Annotated in this window: 14 protein-coding genes and 2 pseudogenes; 8 read left to right on the top strand and 8 right to left on the bottom strand. The window is 75.3% G+C overall.

All coding sequences use genetic code 11. From position 1 onward, the window contains the following. Positions 1-298: 298 nt before the first annotated feature. Positions 299-1,948 (bottom strand): ADP-ribosyltransferase domain-containing protein, encoded by a 1,650-nt coding sequence (locus QMQ26_RS00295; protein ID WP_282204312.1) that lies wholly within the window; start codon positions 1,946-1,948, stop codon positions 299-301. Between the two features lie 164 nt (positions 1,949-2,112). Between QMQ26_RS00295 and QMQ26_RS00290 the strand changes: the two genes are divergently transcribed. After that, positions 2,113-2,634, top strand: coding sequence for a macro domain-containing protein (locus tag QMQ26_RS00290; protein WP_282204311.1), 522 nt, complete (start codon positions 2,113-2,115; stop codon positions 2,632-2,634). Then, entirely contained in the window at positions 2,634-2,789 is a 156-nt protein-coding gene (locus tag QMQ26_RS00285) for a hypothetical protein (protein ID WP_282206717.1), read from the top strand. Before QMQ26_RS00290 ends, QMQ26_RS00285 begins: the two co-directional genes overlap by 1 nt. A 123-nt stretch (positions 2,790-2,912) precedes the next feature. Here QMQ26_RS00285 and QMQ26_RS00280 read toward each other — a convergent pair whose 3' ends face one another. Further along, complete coding sequence (locus QMQ26_RS00280; RefSeq protein WP_318552155.1) at positions 2,913-3,344, bottom strand: MarR family winged helix-turn-helix transcriptional regulator; 432 nt, start codon at positions 3,342-3,344, stop codon at positions 2,913-2,915. 79 nt (positions 3,345-3,423) lie between these two features. Between QMQ26_RS00280 and QMQ26_RS00275 the strand changes: the two are divergent. Continuing rightward, positions 3,424-4,562: pseudogene (locus QMQ26_RS00275) on the top strand (epoxide hydrolase family protein). Between the two features lie 44 nt (positions 4,563-4,606). Here the strand turns inward: QMQ26_RS00275 and QMQ26_RS00270 are convergent. After that, positions 4,607-5,131, bottom strand: coding sequence for a 2'-5' RNA ligase family protein (locus tag QMQ26_RS00270; protein WP_282204310.1), 525 nt, complete (start codon positions 5,129-5,131; stop codon positions 4,607-4,609). 291 nt (positions 5,132-5,422) lie between these two features. Here QMQ26_RS00270 and QMQ26_RS37690 point away from each other — a divergent pair. Further along, a pseudogene (locus QMQ26_RS37690) lies at positions 5,423-5,548 on the top strand (DUF2809 domain-containing protein); the annotation flags it as partial. A 264-nt stretch (positions 5,549-5,812) separates the two neighbouring features. Beyond that, on the top strand, positions 5,813-6,910 hold the full coding sequence (locus QMQ26_RS00260; RefSeq protein WP_282206694.1) for a baeRF3 domain-containing protein: 1,098 nt from the start codon (positions 5,813-5,815) through the stop codon (positions 6,908-6,910). Between the two features lie 142 nt (positions 6,911-7,052). On the opposite strand, the gene QMQ26_RS00255 is transcribed toward QMQ26_RS00260, so the two are convergent. The 3 genes from QMQ26_RS00255 to QMQ26_RS00245 all read right to left on the bottom strand — a co-directional run bounded on the left by QMQ26_RS00255 (position 7,053) and on the right by QMQ26_RS00245 (position 9,263). Beyond that, positions 7,053-7,796 carry a VIT1/CCC1 transporter family protein gene (locus tag QMQ26_RS00255; RefSeq protein WP_282204309.1) on the bottom strand — a complete coding sequence of 248 codons (744 nt, stop codon included), beginning with the start codon at positions 7,794-7,796 and terminating at the stop codon, positions 7,053-7,055. Positions 7,797-7,909: 113 nt separating this feature from the next. Continuing rightward, on the bottom strand, positions 7,910-8,488 hold the full coding sequence (locus QMQ26_RS00250) for an EF-hand domain-containing protein (protein ID WP_100834456.1): 579 nt from the start codon (positions 8,486-8,488) through the stop codon (positions 7,910-7,912). Positions 8,489-8,561: 73 nt separating this feature from the next. After that, positions 8,562-9,263, bottom strand: a complete 702-nt coding sequence (locus tag QMQ26_RS00245) for a lysozyme family protein (protein ID WP_282204308.1) — start codon at positions 9,261-9,263, stop codon at positions 8,562-8,564. Between the two features lie 300 nt (positions 9,264-9,563). Here QMQ26_RS00245 and QMQ26_RS00240 point away from each other — a divergent pair, with 300 nt between their 5' ends. From QMQ26_RS00240 to QMQ26_RS00230, 3 genes are read left to right on the top strand one after another with little or no spacing between them, the layout of a single operon-like run. After that, positions 9,564-10,262: a DUF6542 domain-containing protein gene (locus QMQ26_RS00240; RefSeq protein WP_282204307.1), complete on the top strand. Its 699-nt coding sequence runs from the start codon at positions 9,564-9,566 to the stop codon at positions 10,260-10,262. Next, positions 10,255-10,476, top strand: coding sequence for a hypothetical protein (locus tag QMQ26_RS00235; protein ID WP_282204306.1), 222 nt, complete (start codon positions 10,255-10,257; stop codon positions 10,474-10,476). Before QMQ26_RS00240 ends, QMQ26_RS00235 begins: the two co-directional genes overlap by 8 nt. Before the next feature lie 23 nt (positions 10,477-10,499). Further along, positions 10,500-11,921, top strand: coding sequence for an LCP family protein (locus QMQ26_RS00230; protein WP_282204305.1), 1,422 nt, complete (start codon positions 10,500-10,502; stop codon positions 11,919-11,921). Positions 11,922-12,000: 79 nt separating this feature from the next. Here the strand turns inward: QMQ26_RS00230 and QMQ26_RS00225 are convergent, their stop codons facing one another. Then, positions 12,001-12,933 (bottom strand): M56 family metallopeptidase, encoded by a 933-nt coding sequence (locus tag QMQ26_RS00225; RefSeq protein WP_282204304.1) that lies wholly within the window; start codon positions 12,931-12,933, stop codon positions 12,001-12,003. Between the two features lie 3 nt (positions 12,934-12,936). Continuing rightward, positions 12,937-13,380 (bottom strand): BlaI/MecI/CopY family transcriptional regulator, encoded by a 444-nt coding sequence (locus QMQ26_RS00220; RefSeq protein WP_282204303.1) that lies wholly within the window; start codon positions 13,378-13,380, stop codon positions 12,937-12,939.

Genomic DNA, 13,380 nt, shown 5'->3' with positions numbered 1-13,380 from the left:
CGATTTGTAATCCCGGCCGAGTTCGGAGACGGCCAGCCGGTCCAGGTAGGCGATCGGATCGGGCGGCACGGACTCGAACACACGGGAGGTCATGACACGCAGTCAATCAAACCTGCTCCCCTCAGGGAAGATCCCGGGGACGGCACGGGGCAGGACAAGGGGCGTACGCCGGGCCGGGGGGCGCACCACGCCGCCCCGGCCGCGACGCCGGGAGCACCGGCCCGCGACGCCGCGGCAAGTTCCGGCCCGGCGCACGCCGCGGCAAGTCCCGGCCCGGCGCACGCCGCGAGCCGCCCGGTCAGGACACCAGCGGCCGCTCCGCCGACTCGGTGAGCGTCACCGTGCACAGCCCGCCGCGCTCCGCGACCACGTCCGTGACGGTCAGCCGGGTGCCGGGCAGCAGGATGAACTCCTCCTCCTCGGTGAACGCCGAGAACTCCCGGATGCCCACCGCCCGGGCCGGACGCACCTCGAACAGCGTGCGCCTGCCCCGGCCGCCCAGGAACGAACGGGCCACCGCCGGACGCGAGGTGCACGAGGACACGCCCCACCAGGTGATCGTCCGCCCCAGCGGGTACTGCGCCCGCAGGTCCAGCGCCACGCCGCGCCACAGCGGCTCCGGGCGGGCCGGCAGCCGGTCCACCGCGTCGAACAGCAGCCGCAGGTACGGCAGGTACGGGGTCAGCCTGGCCCGGTCCGGGTGCCGCAGCGCCGCGTTCAGCTCCCGGTAGAACGCCGACTCGCAGGTGTAGAGGTGCAGCGCCGCGACCGCCTCCGCGTCCAGCGCACCCGTGCTCGCGCCCGTGCCCGCGCCCGTGCCCGCCCCGGCCCTCGCGTCCGCGTACCGCTTGCCGAACTCGTGCGCCGTCCCGACGTACCGCTCCAGCCCGCGCAGCAGCGCCGCCACCGGCTCCACCGCCTCCCGGAACCCCGTCCGCTCCAGGTCGAACACCCCGGTGACGGCCGGGAGTTCGAGGCCCTCGTCCTTCACCGAGGCGAGCCGCTCCAGGTACAGCTGGTGCAGCTCCATGGTGGAGGCGATGAACGCGCCCATCCGGGAGGCGGTGCCCGCGTCGGTGCGGCCCTCGGCCGCCGCCGCGGCCTGCCAGCCGGCGCTCGGCAGCCAGTCCACCGGGTCCGCGCCCAGACCCTCCAGGGCCGCGTTCACCGCCGCGAAGTGCGCGCCGTCGCAGAAGACGTCGCCCTGCGCGGCCGGGTTCGGGTGGTCGATGTGCTCCACCCGCACGTCCGGGTACTTCCCCTCCAGCCGCCGCACCACCGACTTCAGCGCCCGCGCGTGCGCCCCCCACCAGGCGAACACCACGCCGCGGTCCTCCTCCGGGCCCTCCTGCTTGGCCCGCAGCACCTCCTCCACGACCTTCTCCACCACCGGCTTCCAGAACCCGGTGTGCGCCGCCGGGCCGGTCGAACCGTCACTGCTCGCCGTCAGCGCCGCGTTCAGCAGCAGCACGCCCTGGGTCAGCATCGCCTGGAACCACTCCGGCGGCTGCACGGTGCCGTGCTGGGCCAGCAGCGCCCGCAGGTCGGCGATCGGGGTCTTCTTCGGGATGCCGTACTTCCACATCGCCGCGGCCTTGATGATGCAGCGGATGCTCACCACCCGGCCGAACTGGCTGTCCTTCCAGTCGTGGAAGGTGTTGTCGAACATCGCGATGCCGGTCGCGCTCTCCGACCGCGGGTACGGGTTCTGCCCGAACACCACGACCTTCCACTTCCCCGGCGGGTTCGGCTTCAGCGCCTGGAACGTCAACTCCCGCACCGGCACCACGTCCTGCGGTCGGCCCGGCCCGATGAACGAGGCCGCGTCCGGGTGCCGCGCGATCACCGGCCCCAGCACCGGCAGCCAGTCCTCGCCGCCGCCCGCGAACAGCTCGGCGAGCGCCAGCGGGTCGTCCGGGGTGGCGGGGGGCGGGGTGGACTCGGCCATGACGGTGCTCCAACGGAGGCGAGGGGGGCGACGGGGACGCGGGGGACGCGAACGGAAGATCACGTTAGACCGGGCCGCCGACAGACCGTCAGCCCGGGGCTGTCGGTGCCCGCCGCTAGCGTCGGAACCGACAACGAGACCCCGGCCGAACGGAGTTCGCCCGCATGACCGTCAAGCACGCCCCCGAGCCGCTGCGCGTGGTGCTGACCGACCTCAACCCCGACGTGGTGGCCGCCTGGCGCGCCGCGTTCGCCGACACCCCCGGCGTCGAGGTCCGCACCGGCTCGATCCTGGACGTGGACGTCGACGCCTGGGTGACCCCCACCAACTCCCGCGGCCGGATGGACGGCGGGCTGGATGCCGTGATCAAGCGGCACCTCGGCGCGGGCATCCAGCTGCGCGTCCAGCGCGCCGTCCGGGACGGCCACGGAGGTGAGCTGAGGGTCGGCAGCGCGGTGTGCGTGCCCTCCGGCGCGGCCGTGCCCCGCTTCCTGATCTCCACCCCCACCATGCGCACCTCCGGCCAGGACGTCAGCCGGACCTTGAACGTCGCGCTGGCCTGCGCCGCCGCCTTCCAGGCCGTCCACCGGCAGAACGCCGCCACCCCGGCAGCATCGCCTCGGTCGCCCTGGTCGGCCTCGGCGCACAGACCGGCCAGGTCCCGGCCCGGATCTGCGCCAACCTGATGTGGACCGGCCACTCGCTCTTCCAGGACCACGAGTTCACCGACGACGACGAACTGCGCGCCACCGTCACCGGCCAGCTGGACGACCTGCTCGCCGCCCCCGTCGAACGGCCGGTCCGCCTCGCCGTCCCGGCCCGAAGCGCGCGCCGGAGCTGACGCACGCCCCCGGCGCGCTCCGGTGCTCCCCGTGCTTCCCGCGCCTCCGGCGGCCCCGACCCTCGGCCCAGGGTCGGCGGCTCAGCCGTGGTCGGCCTCGTGCGCGGCGGCGGTGGTAGGCGGTCAACCGGGCCAGCAGGGCGGTGAGTTCCGCGCGCTGGCGGGGGTGAGCGGGGCGAGCAGGTCCTGCTGGGCGGCCTCGACCAGGGCGTCCAGCCGGTGCAGCCGGGCCCGGCCGGCGGGGGTGAGCGTGATGACGTTGCGGCGGCGGTCGACCGGGTCGGGGTCGCGGACCAGGAAGCCGGCGTCGGCGAGTTCGTTCAGCACGGCGACCAGGTCGCTGCGGTAGATGCCGGTGCGGCGGCTGAGCTCGGCCTGGCTGACGGGGCCGGTCTCGGCGAGCGCGACCAGGGCCGCGAAGTGCCACTTGCGGGCGCCCTCGGCGGCCAGCCGCTCGGCCACCAGTCGGTCGGCGGCCGCGGCGGCCCCGGCCAGCAGACGGCTGGGGATGGCGCGCAGCCGTTCGGGGGTGGCTTCCTCGGGGGCGGGGCTCATGGGCGGGTCCTCCACTGTTGCGTTAGTGCCACTAACAGTCTACCTTCGTTAGTGCGACGAACGTTTATTGCGCTAACGAATGCGCCGCCCGCCGCACCCCGACCCGCCGCACCCCAGGGGGAACCCGGTGATCGAACCCTTCCGCATCCACGTCCCGCAGGCCGACCTCGACGACCTCGCCGACCGCCTCGCCCGCACCCGCTGGCCCAACGAGATCGACGGCGCGGGCTGGGACTACGGCTTCCCGCTGGCCCGCCTCCAGCAGCTCGCCGAACACTGGCGCACCCGCTACGACTGGCGCGCCCACGAGGCCCGGATCAACGAACTGCCGCAGTACACCACCGAGATCGACGGCCAGCGGATCCACTTCCTGCACCTGCGCGCCGACCGCCCGGACGCCCTCCCGCTGATCCTCACCCACGGCTGGCCCGGCTCCTTCCTGGAGTTCCTGGACGTCCTCGAACCGCTGCGCCGCGACTTCCACCTGGTGGTCCCGTCCATCCCCGGCTTCGGCTTCTCCGGGCCCACCACCGAACGCGGCTGGGACGTCCCCCGGGTCGCCCGCGCCTGGGCCACCCTCATGGAGCGCCTCGGCTACCGGCGCTACGGCGCCCAGGGCGGCGACTTCGGCGCGGGCATCTCCACCGCCCTCGGCGCGCACGCCCCGACCGGGTGGTCGGCGTGCACGTCACCTACCAACCGCTGCCGCCCGACCCCGAGGCCGGCCCGCTGTCCGCCACCGACGAGGCCCGGCTCGACCGGGTCCGCCACCTCCAGGCCAACCGGCCCCCGTACCAGGCCCTCCAGGCCACCACCCCGCAGACCCTCGGCTACGCGCTCACCGACTCCCCGGTCGGCCAACTCGCCTGGATCGCCGAACGGTTCGCCCAGTGGACCGACCCGGCCACCCCGGTGGACGACGAACGCCTGCTCACCGGCGTCTCGCTCTACTGGCTGACCGCCACCGCCGCCTCCTCCGCCCGCCTCACCCGGGAGACCCCGCGCGGCGGTACGCCCTGCCCGGTGCCGCTCGGCGTCGCGGTCTTCGCGCACGACATCACCCTGGCCGTGCGCCCGCTGGTCGAACGGCGCTACGACGTCCGGCACTGGTCGGAGTTCGACCGCGGCGGCCACTTCGCGGCGATGGAGGTGCCCGAGCTGTTCGCCCGCGATGTCCGGGAGTTCTTCACCTCGCTGACGGCGGCCCCGGCGCGCTAGACAAGAACAGGTGTACTTGAAAAGGTAGTTGACGGATCGTCAGCTCAGTCGGGCAGCGGGGCGGTCAGCTGGCTCTCGGCGTCGAAGGTGCGGGCCGCGTCGAAGACCCCGGTCAGGTCCGGGTGGCGGCCCAGCAGGCGGTGCGCCAGCGCCAGGCCGTCCGGCTCCACCCGGCGGGTCAGGCCCAGGTGCGGCATCCAACGGCCGGGCAGGTAGAGCGGGTTGGGGTCGGGGGCGTCCGCCAGCAGTCGCCACACCTCGCGGTGCAGGTCGATCAGCGCCGGGCCCGGGACCACGCCCCAGGCCAGTACCCGGCGGCGGCTGCGCGCGCTGAACGACAGCAGGCCCGACAGGCGCACCTCCAGCGGCAGCGCGCCGTCCAGGAGTTCACCGATCTCCACGAGCCGATCCGGCGCGATCGCGCCGCACGCCGCCAGGGTCAGGTGCGGGCGGTGCGTCGGGTGCGGGTTGTCCGCGAGCGAGTCCACCCCGCCGTCGGCCAACTGCCGCCACACCGTCCGCACCGCCCGGTCGAACGCCGGATCGCAGGTCAACTCGATGGTCCGCATGCCCCCACCGTAGGACCGGCCCCGCCGCCGCCCGCACCCGCCCCGTGTGATGGGCTGGGCGGACCCGCGCCGCCGACCCGCACGAGAGGGCCGGGCCGGGACGGGAACAGGGCCGGGAGGGGCAGTGGGAGTGGGGACCGGGGAACCGGGGGAGTGGCGGGCCCGGGCCGGGTGGTCGGCGGGGCGGTCGCGGTGCTGGCGTCCGGCCTGGTCGCGCCCGGCCTGGCACCGGCCCGGGCTGCCGCGCTGCTCGGCGGGGCGCTGTACACCGTGCTGCTGTACACCCTGCTGATGGCCGCCGCGCCCCGCCTCGGCCCGTGGAGCGCCGGTGCCGCCGCGCTCGCCGCGAGCTGGGCGGTGGAACTCTTCCAGCTCACCGGCCTGCCCGCCGACCTCGGACGCCGCAGCCGCCTCGCCCGGCTCGTCCTCGGCACCACCTTCGACGCCTCCGACCTGCTCGGCTACGCCCTCGGCGCGGCCGTCGCGCTCGCCGCCCACCTGGCCGTACGCCGAGCCGTCCACCGATCCCGCCGGCGCGGGGCAGGGGCTGAACGGGGCGGCGGGCGGTCCGGCGGGTCGCCGCTTGCGTGGGCAAATGAGTACATTTGGGACATTCGGGAGCAGAATCAGGCTTCGCGCGTCCACGCACAGAAGGCCGAGCCGCCTTCGGAAAGGGTCTCCATGCACCCCGCCCTCAGCCCCGCCGTCCTCGCCGAGCTGCGCCGGCCCCGCTCCTATCCGGCGGTGTCCATCCTGATGCCCACGCACCGCCGCGAGCCGGACAACGGGCAGGACCCGGTCCGGCTGCGCAACCTGCTGGCCGAGGCCAAGGAGAAGGTCCAGGCCGACCCCGACGTCTCGCGCGCCGACCGGATCGACGTCCTGGAGCAGCTCGACAAGGCGCTCGCCGAGGTCGACCTGGTGCACGCCGAGGACGGCCTGGCGATCCTCGTCGCGCCCGGCGAGCACCAGGTCTGGTCACTCGGCCGTACCGCCCCCGCCCGGGTGGTCCTCTCCGACACCTTCCTCACCCGGAACCTGGTCGCCTCGCAGATCGCCGAACGCCCCTACTGGGTGCTCGCGGTCGCCGCCGACCGGGTGGTCCTGTGGGGCGGCGACAAGGAGCGCGTCACCGAGGAGACCTCCCACGGCTTCCCGCTGGTCCGGGTCTACGACAACCCCGACCCCGAGCGCCAGGAGCGGATCGGCGACACCCCCAGCACCTTCCAGGACGAGGAGACCAAGACCTTCCTCCGCCAGGCCGACACCGCGATCGGCAAGGTGCTCGCCGCCGACCCCCGCCCGCTGTACGTGGTCGGCGACGCCCCCGCGCTCGCCCTGCTGGACGCCGTCGGCCCGATCGCCAAGGCCACCACCTCGCAGATCCCGCACGGCGGCCTCGCCCAGGGCAACGCCGAGACCGTCCGCCAGGTGGTCGAGCCCGCCCTGCGCGCGCACGCCGACCAGGAGATCACCGAGGCCCTGGCCCGCCTCGACAAGGCCCGCGGCCGGCAGGCGTTCGCCGCCGGGCTCGACGAGGTCTGGCAGACCGCCGCCGAGGGCCGGATCGCCCTGCTGGTGGTCGAGGAGAACTTCCGCACCACCGCCCGCGACGACGGCGACCACCTGGTCCCGGCCGAGGACGGCGAGCCCGGCTCCCGCGAGGACATCGTCGACGAGGTCATCGAACGCGTCCTCGACACCGGCGCCACCGTCAGCTTCGTCCCCGACGGCACCCTCTCCGACGCCGGACGGATCGCCGCCGACCTGCGCTACTGAGCTGACGGACACCGCCACCGGCGGACACCGCCGACGGACACCGCCACCGGCGGACGCCACCACTGGCGGACGCCACCGGGGCCCGCGCCGGGAGAACTCCCCGGCGCGGGCCCCCGCGCGTGCGCAGGCCCGTGCCCCCGACTCAGTCCCCCGCCGCGCCCATCAGCACCCCCACCACGTACGTCACGCCCATCGCGAGGCCGCCGCCCAGCACGTTGCGCAGCACCGCCCGGCGCGGGTCCGCCCCGCCGAGCCGGGCGCTCGACCAGCCCGTCACCACCAGCGCCGCCAGCACCGCCACCACCGTGACCCACACCCGGACGGACTGCGGCGGCAGCACGATCGCCAGCAGCGGCAGCAGCGCCCCCACCGTGAACGCCGCGAAGGACGCCCACGCGGCGTGCCACGGGTTGGTCAACTCGTCCGGATCGATGCCCAGTTCGGTCTCCGCGTGGGCGGCCAGCGCGTCGCGCGCGGTCAGCTGCGCGGCCACCTGCCGGGCCAGCTCCGGATCGAGGCCCTTCGCCTCGTACAGGCCCGCCAGCTCGGCCAGCTCCGCCTCCGGGGTCAGGCGCAGCTCCCGGCGCTCCATCGCCAGGGCCGCCTGCTCGGCGTCCCGCTGGGTGCTCACCGACACGTACTCGCCCGCCGCCATCGACAACGAGCCCGCCAGCAACCCGGCCAGACCGGCCGTCAGCAGCTGGTGGGACGAGGAGTTCGCCCCCGCGACGCCCACCACCAGGCCCGCCGTCGACACCACGCCGTCGTTGGCGCCGAGCACCGCGGCGCGCAGCCAGTTCAACCGCCCGCCCAGCGCGCCGTGGTGCGGCTCGTCGTGGTCCGGTGGCGGGCCGGGCGGCGTGCCCTGGGCGCGGGAAGCGGTCATGCCGCCAGTGTGCCCGCCGGACGCCGCCGCGCCCCGCAGCCCCGTCCGGCGGGGCGCCGGGAAGCGCGTCGCCGCAGGCGGGACCGCGGGCGGGTGGCTCCGCGCAGCGGGTGTCAGAGCGTGGTGAGATCCGGGTCGCCCTGCGGGCTGCCGGTCCACCAGTTGCCCGGGGCGTCCGGGTCGCGGCTGGTCCAGTACTCGATGATCGCGGTCACGAACTCCTCGGCGGACAGCGCGCCGTCGCCGTCGCGGTCCAGGTGCGCGAAGGCGGTGTCGGCGTCGCTGCGCCGCAGCTGCGGGAAGTGGCCGTGCTGGAAGGCGAAGAACTCGTCCGCGTCGACCACGCCGTTGCCGTCCGCGTCCGCCACCGCGAGGAAGGCCCGGCCGAGCGCCCCGAGGACGGCCTCGGCGGCCTCCGGGTCGTCGGCCAGCGAGGCGGTGGAGGCCAGGAAGTCGGCCCGCCCCATCGCCACCGCGCCCGCCGGCAGGTGCGGCAGGTGCAGCTCCCGCCAGATCGCCACGTACGCCCCGACGATCCGCTGCTCCTCGGGCGACCCGGCCGGGTGCCCCAGCGACCGGGCCACCGACTGGCCCATCAGGACGTGGTCGCGCTCGGTGAGTCGCCCGTCCCCGTCGGCGTCGAGGTGGTCGAACCCGTGGCTGATCTTGGCGATGAGCAGGTCCTCTGACACAGTGACCCTCCGGTGAGCGGTGGTTGACGGAGCGTCAGACTACCGGGTGTCGCCGCCCGGTTCCGACCGGCCGTCAGTGCGCGGCGAGGGCGTCGGCGGACTTGGACCAGTTGTCGTGCAGGCGGTCCAGGTAGGAGCGGGCCTCGGCGCCCGGGTTGACGCCGCGGGCGAAGGCGAGCATGTTCCCGGCGCCGGTGTTGTAGCCGAGGGCCATCAGCTCGTCGCGGGTGTAGGAGCCGGACCAGTGGGCGGGCAGCTGGGCGCCCAGGTCGTGCAGGTGCCAGGCGGCGGCGCGGACGGCCAGCGCCGGGTCGTCCGGCAGGTCCTCCCACGGGCGGTCGGCGAACGGGCGGTTGCGGCGGGTCTCGTCGTAGGCCGCCCGGTGCATGTTGGCGATCCCGAAGGAGGCGTCCGGCTTCATCTTCTGCCAGGCCCGCTCGACCTCCGGCCCGTGCGGCTTGTACGCCTCGTTGAACAGGACCGCCATCACCAGCTGCGGGTTCACCCCGGCCTCGGCCGCGTACTTCGCGACCTCGGGCGCGAACCGCGGCGGCGCGTAGTCCTCCGGGCCCCGCGCGGTGGGGGAGGCGGACCCGGACGGCGCGGGCGACCCGGACGGGGCGGGCGGGGCGCCGGAGGAGGCCGGGGCGGTGGCGCGGGCGGACGCGGCGGCGTCGGGCGGCGGGGTGTGGTCGCCGCCGCGCTCGTACAGCCAGATCCCCAGCACGGCCAGGGCCACCGCCACCCACGGCCACTTCGCGCCGCGTTCCGCCACCGGAGGACTCCTTCTGTCGTTTTCCGCCGCTCTCCGCCGCCGCTGTCGCCCCCGCGGACCCGGCCGCCGGGACCGAGGACGCCCGGTGGCCGTGTCCTGTCGCCGGGTTGTCGCGTTCTGTCGGATGTCGCCCGGTGCCGGGTGGCGACCTGTGGCGAGCTTACGTACCCGGAGCGGATTTGTATGCTTCGCTCGAACCTCTACAGCCGTGTAGAGGAACCGGGGGGCCGCGCCACGCGTCTGTCAGCCCGGAACGGTCGGACGCCGCAGGCGCGGCGCGGCGGAGGACGAGAGGTGTCGATGACGGGGCGAAGGCCGACGGGCACGCGCGGAGACGCACCGCTGTGGCGGGACGAGCCGGGCGCACAGGGCCAGCCGGGCGAACCGGGCGGGCCGCGCGGACGGACCGGCCGGCGGGAGACGGCCGACCACCCCGTCCCGCCCCAGCGCACCCCGCACCGGGAGCGGCGGCGCACCCCCGGACCGGCCGGCCCGGAGCGCGGCGGCCCGGAGCGCGGCGGTCCGGCAACCGGCGCACCCGCACCCGCGCCCGCGCCGGACGGGAGCGCCCCGCGCCGCCAGGCCCGCCGGGAGGGCGCCCGCACCGGGGCCGCCGCCGCCCCCGGGGCGAACCGGATGCCCGCCGTCCTGCCCGCCCTCGGCCTGCCGGTGCTCGGCGCGCTCGCCGACGAACTGCTCGCCCCCGGCCTGGGCCCGGCGTACGCGGCCTGCGCCGTCCTGGGCGCCGCCCTGGCCGCGCTGGTCAGCAGCCGGGCCGGCTGGTGGTGGGTGGTCAGCGGCGCCCCCGTGGTGACGCTGGCCGTCGCCGGCGGGGTCGACTACCTGGCGCGCGGCGACAGGTACCGGGGCGCCGGGCTGGGCACCGAGAGCCTGAAACTGGTCAGCGGCCAGTTCCCGTGGATGCTGGCCGCGCTCGCCGCCGCCCTGCTGGCCGTCGGCGTGCGCACGCTCCGCGCCCGGAGGCCCCGCCGTGGCTGAACGACGCGGCCCCCGCCGGCTCGGCCGCCGCCCCGCCCCCGGGCTGATCGCCGGCCGGACCGCCGCCTGCGCCCTCTCGCTGGCCGTCCTGGGCGTCAGCGGCTTCGCCTGGTACACCACCGACCAGCTCAACGGCGTCAGCCGCTCGCACGCCCTCGACCAGGCCAGGAAGAACGCCCCCAGCACCTCGACGCCTCCGTCAACATCCTGCTGATCGGCCTCGACAGCCGGAAGAACATGGACGGCACCGACCTGCCCAAGGAGTTCGTCCAGGACGAACTGCACGCCGGCTCCAGCGAGATCGGCGGCTACAACACCAACTCGCTGATCGTGCTGCACATCCCGCCCAGCGGGAAGGCCCAGGCGGTGTCCGTCCCGCGCGACGACTGGGTGCAGACGTACAACGCCGACGGGACCGAGGGCAGGATGCACAAGGTCAAGGAGGCCTACGGCTACGCCAAGGACGCCGCCGAGCAGAAGCTGCGCGCCAAGGGCCTCAAGGGCGCCGACCTGGAGCAGCAGAGCCGGGAGGCCGGGCGCTCCGCCACCATCCAGACCGTGCAGAAGCTGCTCGACATCCCGATCGACCACTTCGCCGAGGTCAACCTGATCGGCTTCTACGACATCGCCAAGGCGCTCGAACCGATCCCGGTCTGCCTGAACAAGGCCGTCGACGACCCGATCGTCTCCCGGGTCACCGACAGCAAGGGCAACGTGGTCAAGCCCGGCGGCGGCACCGGGCTGAAACTCCCGGCCGGGGTCAGCCAGGTGAACGCCGCCGACGCGCTGTCCTTCGTCCGGCAGCGGCACAACCTCACCAACGGCGACCTCGACCGCACCCACCGGCAGCAGGCGTTCATCGCCTCCGTCGAGTACAAGCTCAAGCAGCAGGGCGTGATCGGCGACCTCGGCAAGATGCAGGACCTGCTGAACGTGGTCAAGAAGGACGTGGTGATCGACGACCAGTGGCAGCTGCTCGACTTCGTCCAGCAGGCGCCCAACCTGACCGGCGGCAACGTCGAGTTCAACACCCTGCCGATCGACAAGTTCGCCACCGTCGGCGGCCAGGAGGTCAACCAGGTCGACCCGGTGAAGCTCCGGCGGATCGTCAAGCAGCTGTTCGGACAGCCGCTCGACGCCGACCCGGCGCTCACCCCGGCCACCGGCGCCGCCACCGCGCCGAGCCCGGGCCCGAGTCCGAGCCCGAGCCCGAGCCCGAGTCTGGCGCGGACCGGGGCGTCCGCCGCCGGGACCACCGTCGACGTGCTCAACGGGTCCTCGGTGGCCCGGGCCGCGGCCAACGAGTCCAAGGCGCTCGCCGCCCTCGGCTACCGGGCGGGGAAGGTCGGCACCGCCGACAGCCACCCGCGCACCACCACCGTCAGGTACGGCACCGGCGCGCAGGACGCCGGGCAGCGGATCGCCGCCCGCTACGGCACCACCGCCACCGCCTCCACCGCCCTCGCCCCCGGCCGGGTCCAGGTCGTCCTCGGCGCCGACCACGCCGACCGCACCGCCCCCGACCCCGCCGACCCCGCCGGAACAGCCGGAACAGCCGGAACCGGTGCGACCGGCGACAGCACCGACCCCGCCGCCGCCCCCGCCCTCCAGATGCAGGGCCCGCCGGTGAAGGCCGGCGGCGTCCCCTGCGTCGACTGAACCCGCCGCGGAGCACGACGGGAACGCCCCCCGGACCGGCAGGTCCGAGGGGCGTCGGCGGTGCGTCAGGGACGCGTCGTCACCAGGGGGTGGCGGCCTTGACCAGCAGGACCAGCGCCACGGCCGCGTTCAGGGCCGAGACCGCCGAGACCGCGGTGCCCGCGGCGGCCACCATCGCGGCCAGACCCGCCGGGGAGGCCGGCGCCGGCCAGGACTCGCCCAGCGCGGGGCTCAGCAGCGCGGTGACCCGGCGCGGCACGGGACCCGGTGCCGCGAAGGCCGCGAAGGACGGGGCCAGCCCCGCGCCCCGGGTGACCAGGGCGGCCCGGGCCACCGCCCGGGCGGTCAGCCGCCGGTCGCCCACCGAACCCGCGGCCTCCTCGTCCGCCCAGCGCTCCGTCGCGTACCCGACCGCCTTCTGCAACGGGCGCAGGAACGGGTTCACGCAGCTCGCCAACTGCGCCGCCAGCAGGTAGTGGTGGTGCCGGTTCGCCAGGTGCGAGCGCTCGTGCGCCAGCAGCGCCCGCTGCTCGTCCGCGTCCAGGCTGTCCATCATCGCCGTCGACACCACCACCCGGCCCGGCCCGCCCGGCACCGCGTACGCGTACGGCTCGTCGTCCGGCAGCACCACCAGGTCGGAGTCCGGCGGCATCGGGGCCAGCACCCGCTGCGCCCGGGCCCGGATGCGCAGGTGGCGGCGGAGCGAGCGGGAGCACGCCGTCAGCACCGTCACCAGGCCCGCCACCGCCGCCGTGCCCACCGCCTCGTGGAACGGCACCGCCGTGCGGATCTCCGGGTCCGACCAGCTGTCCGGCAGCGGGTTGCCCGGGATCTGCGCGGTGCCCACCACGAACAGCAGGCCCAGCGCCAGGGTGCTGCACACCGCCATCGTCACGCCGATCCAGGACAGCAGCCGCACCGCGTGGCGCGGGTGCAGGTGGTGCTCGGCCAGCCGGGCGATCGGCAGCGAGGTCAGCGGCAGCACCAGCGGGAGGAAGACGAAGGAGCCCATCGCTCAGCGCCCGTCGTCCCGGCCCCCGGCACCCGGGGAGGGCTCCGCCGCGTTCAGCAGCGACCGCAGCAGCTGCTCGTCCTCGGGCGTCAGCGCCGTCACGAACGAGGCCAGCACCGCGTCCCGGTCCGGCTCGGTGTCCAGCAGCCGGCGCATCCGGCGGGCCGTCAGCCCCGCCGCGTCCGCCACCGCCGACCACACGTACGCCCGGCCCGCCCGGCTGCGCACCACCGCCTGCTTGGCCAGCAGCCGCGACAGGATGGTCATCACCGTGGTGTACGCCAGCTCGCCGCCCAGCTGCTCCTGCACCCAGGACGCCGTCACCGGCCCCGGCGCCCGGTGCAGCACCGACAGCACCTCGGTCGCCAGCTCGCCCTTCCCGCGACGGCGCGGACGCCCGCTCTCGTCGCCCCCGCCGTGTTCCGGGTCGACGCCCGCCAACTCCAT

Source organism: Kitasatospora fiedleri, assembly GCF_948472415.1.
In the GTDB taxonomy this organism is placed as follows: domain Bacteria; phylum Actinomycetota; class Actinomycetes; order Streptomycetales; family Streptomycetaceae; genus Kitasatospora; species Kitasatospora fiedleri.
Note: the sequence above shows the minus strand (reverse complement) of the source record. Positions and strands in the feature narration are given on the sequence as shown.

What these genes read in the sequence shown, in the direction of transcription:
- QMQ26_RS00280 (WP_318552155.1), bottom strand. Translation starts at nt 3,344, where the DNA reads ATGAGCCCCGCCCCCGAGGAAGCCACCCCCGAACGGCTGCGCGCCATC.
- QMQ26_RS00240 (WP_282204307.1), top strand. Translation starts at nt 9,564, where the DNA reads ATGACGGGGCGAAGGCCGACGGGCACGCGCGGAGACGCACCGCTGTGG.
- QMQ26_RS00295 (WP_282204312.1), bottom strand. Translation starts at nt 1,948, where the DNA reads ATGGCCGAGTCCACCCCGCCCCCCGCCACCCCGGACGACCCGCTGGCG.
- QMQ26_RS00260 (WP_282206694.1), top strand. Translation starts at nt 5,813, where the DNA reads ATGCACCCCGCCCTCAGCCCCGCCGTCCTCGCCGAGCTGCGCCGGCCC.
- QMQ26_RS00225 (WP_282204304.1), bottom strand. Translation starts at nt 12,933, where the DNA reads ATGGGCTCCTTCGTCTTCCTCCCGCTGGTGCTGCCGCTGACCTCGCTG.
- QMQ26_RS00220 (WP_282204303.1), bottom strand. Translation starts at nt 13,380, where the DNA reads ATGGAGTTGGCGGGCGTCGACCCGGAACACGGCGGGGGCGACGAGAGC.
- QMQ26_RS00230 (WP_282204305.1), top strand. Translation starts at nt 10,500, where the DNA reads ATGGACGGCACCGACCTGCCCAAGGAGTTCGTCCAGGACGAACTGCAC.
- QMQ26_RS00285 (WP_282206717.1), top strand. Translation starts at nt 2,634, where the DNA reads ATGTGGACCGGCCACTCGCTCTTCCAGGACCACGAGTTCACCGACGAC.
- QMQ26_RS00270 (WP_282204310.1), bottom strand. Translation starts at nt 5,131, where the DNA reads ATGCGGACCATCGAGTTGACCTGCGATCCGGCGTTCGACCGGGCGGTG.
- QMQ26_RS00290 (WP_282204311.1), top strand. Translation starts at nt 2,113, where the DNA reads ATGACCGTCAAGCACGCCCCCGAGCCGCTGCGCGTGGTGCTGACCGAC.
- QMQ26_RS00255 (WP_282204309.1), bottom strand. Translation starts at nt 7,796, where the DNA reads ATGACCGCTTCCCGCGCCCAGGGCACGCCGCCCGGCCCGCCACCGGAC.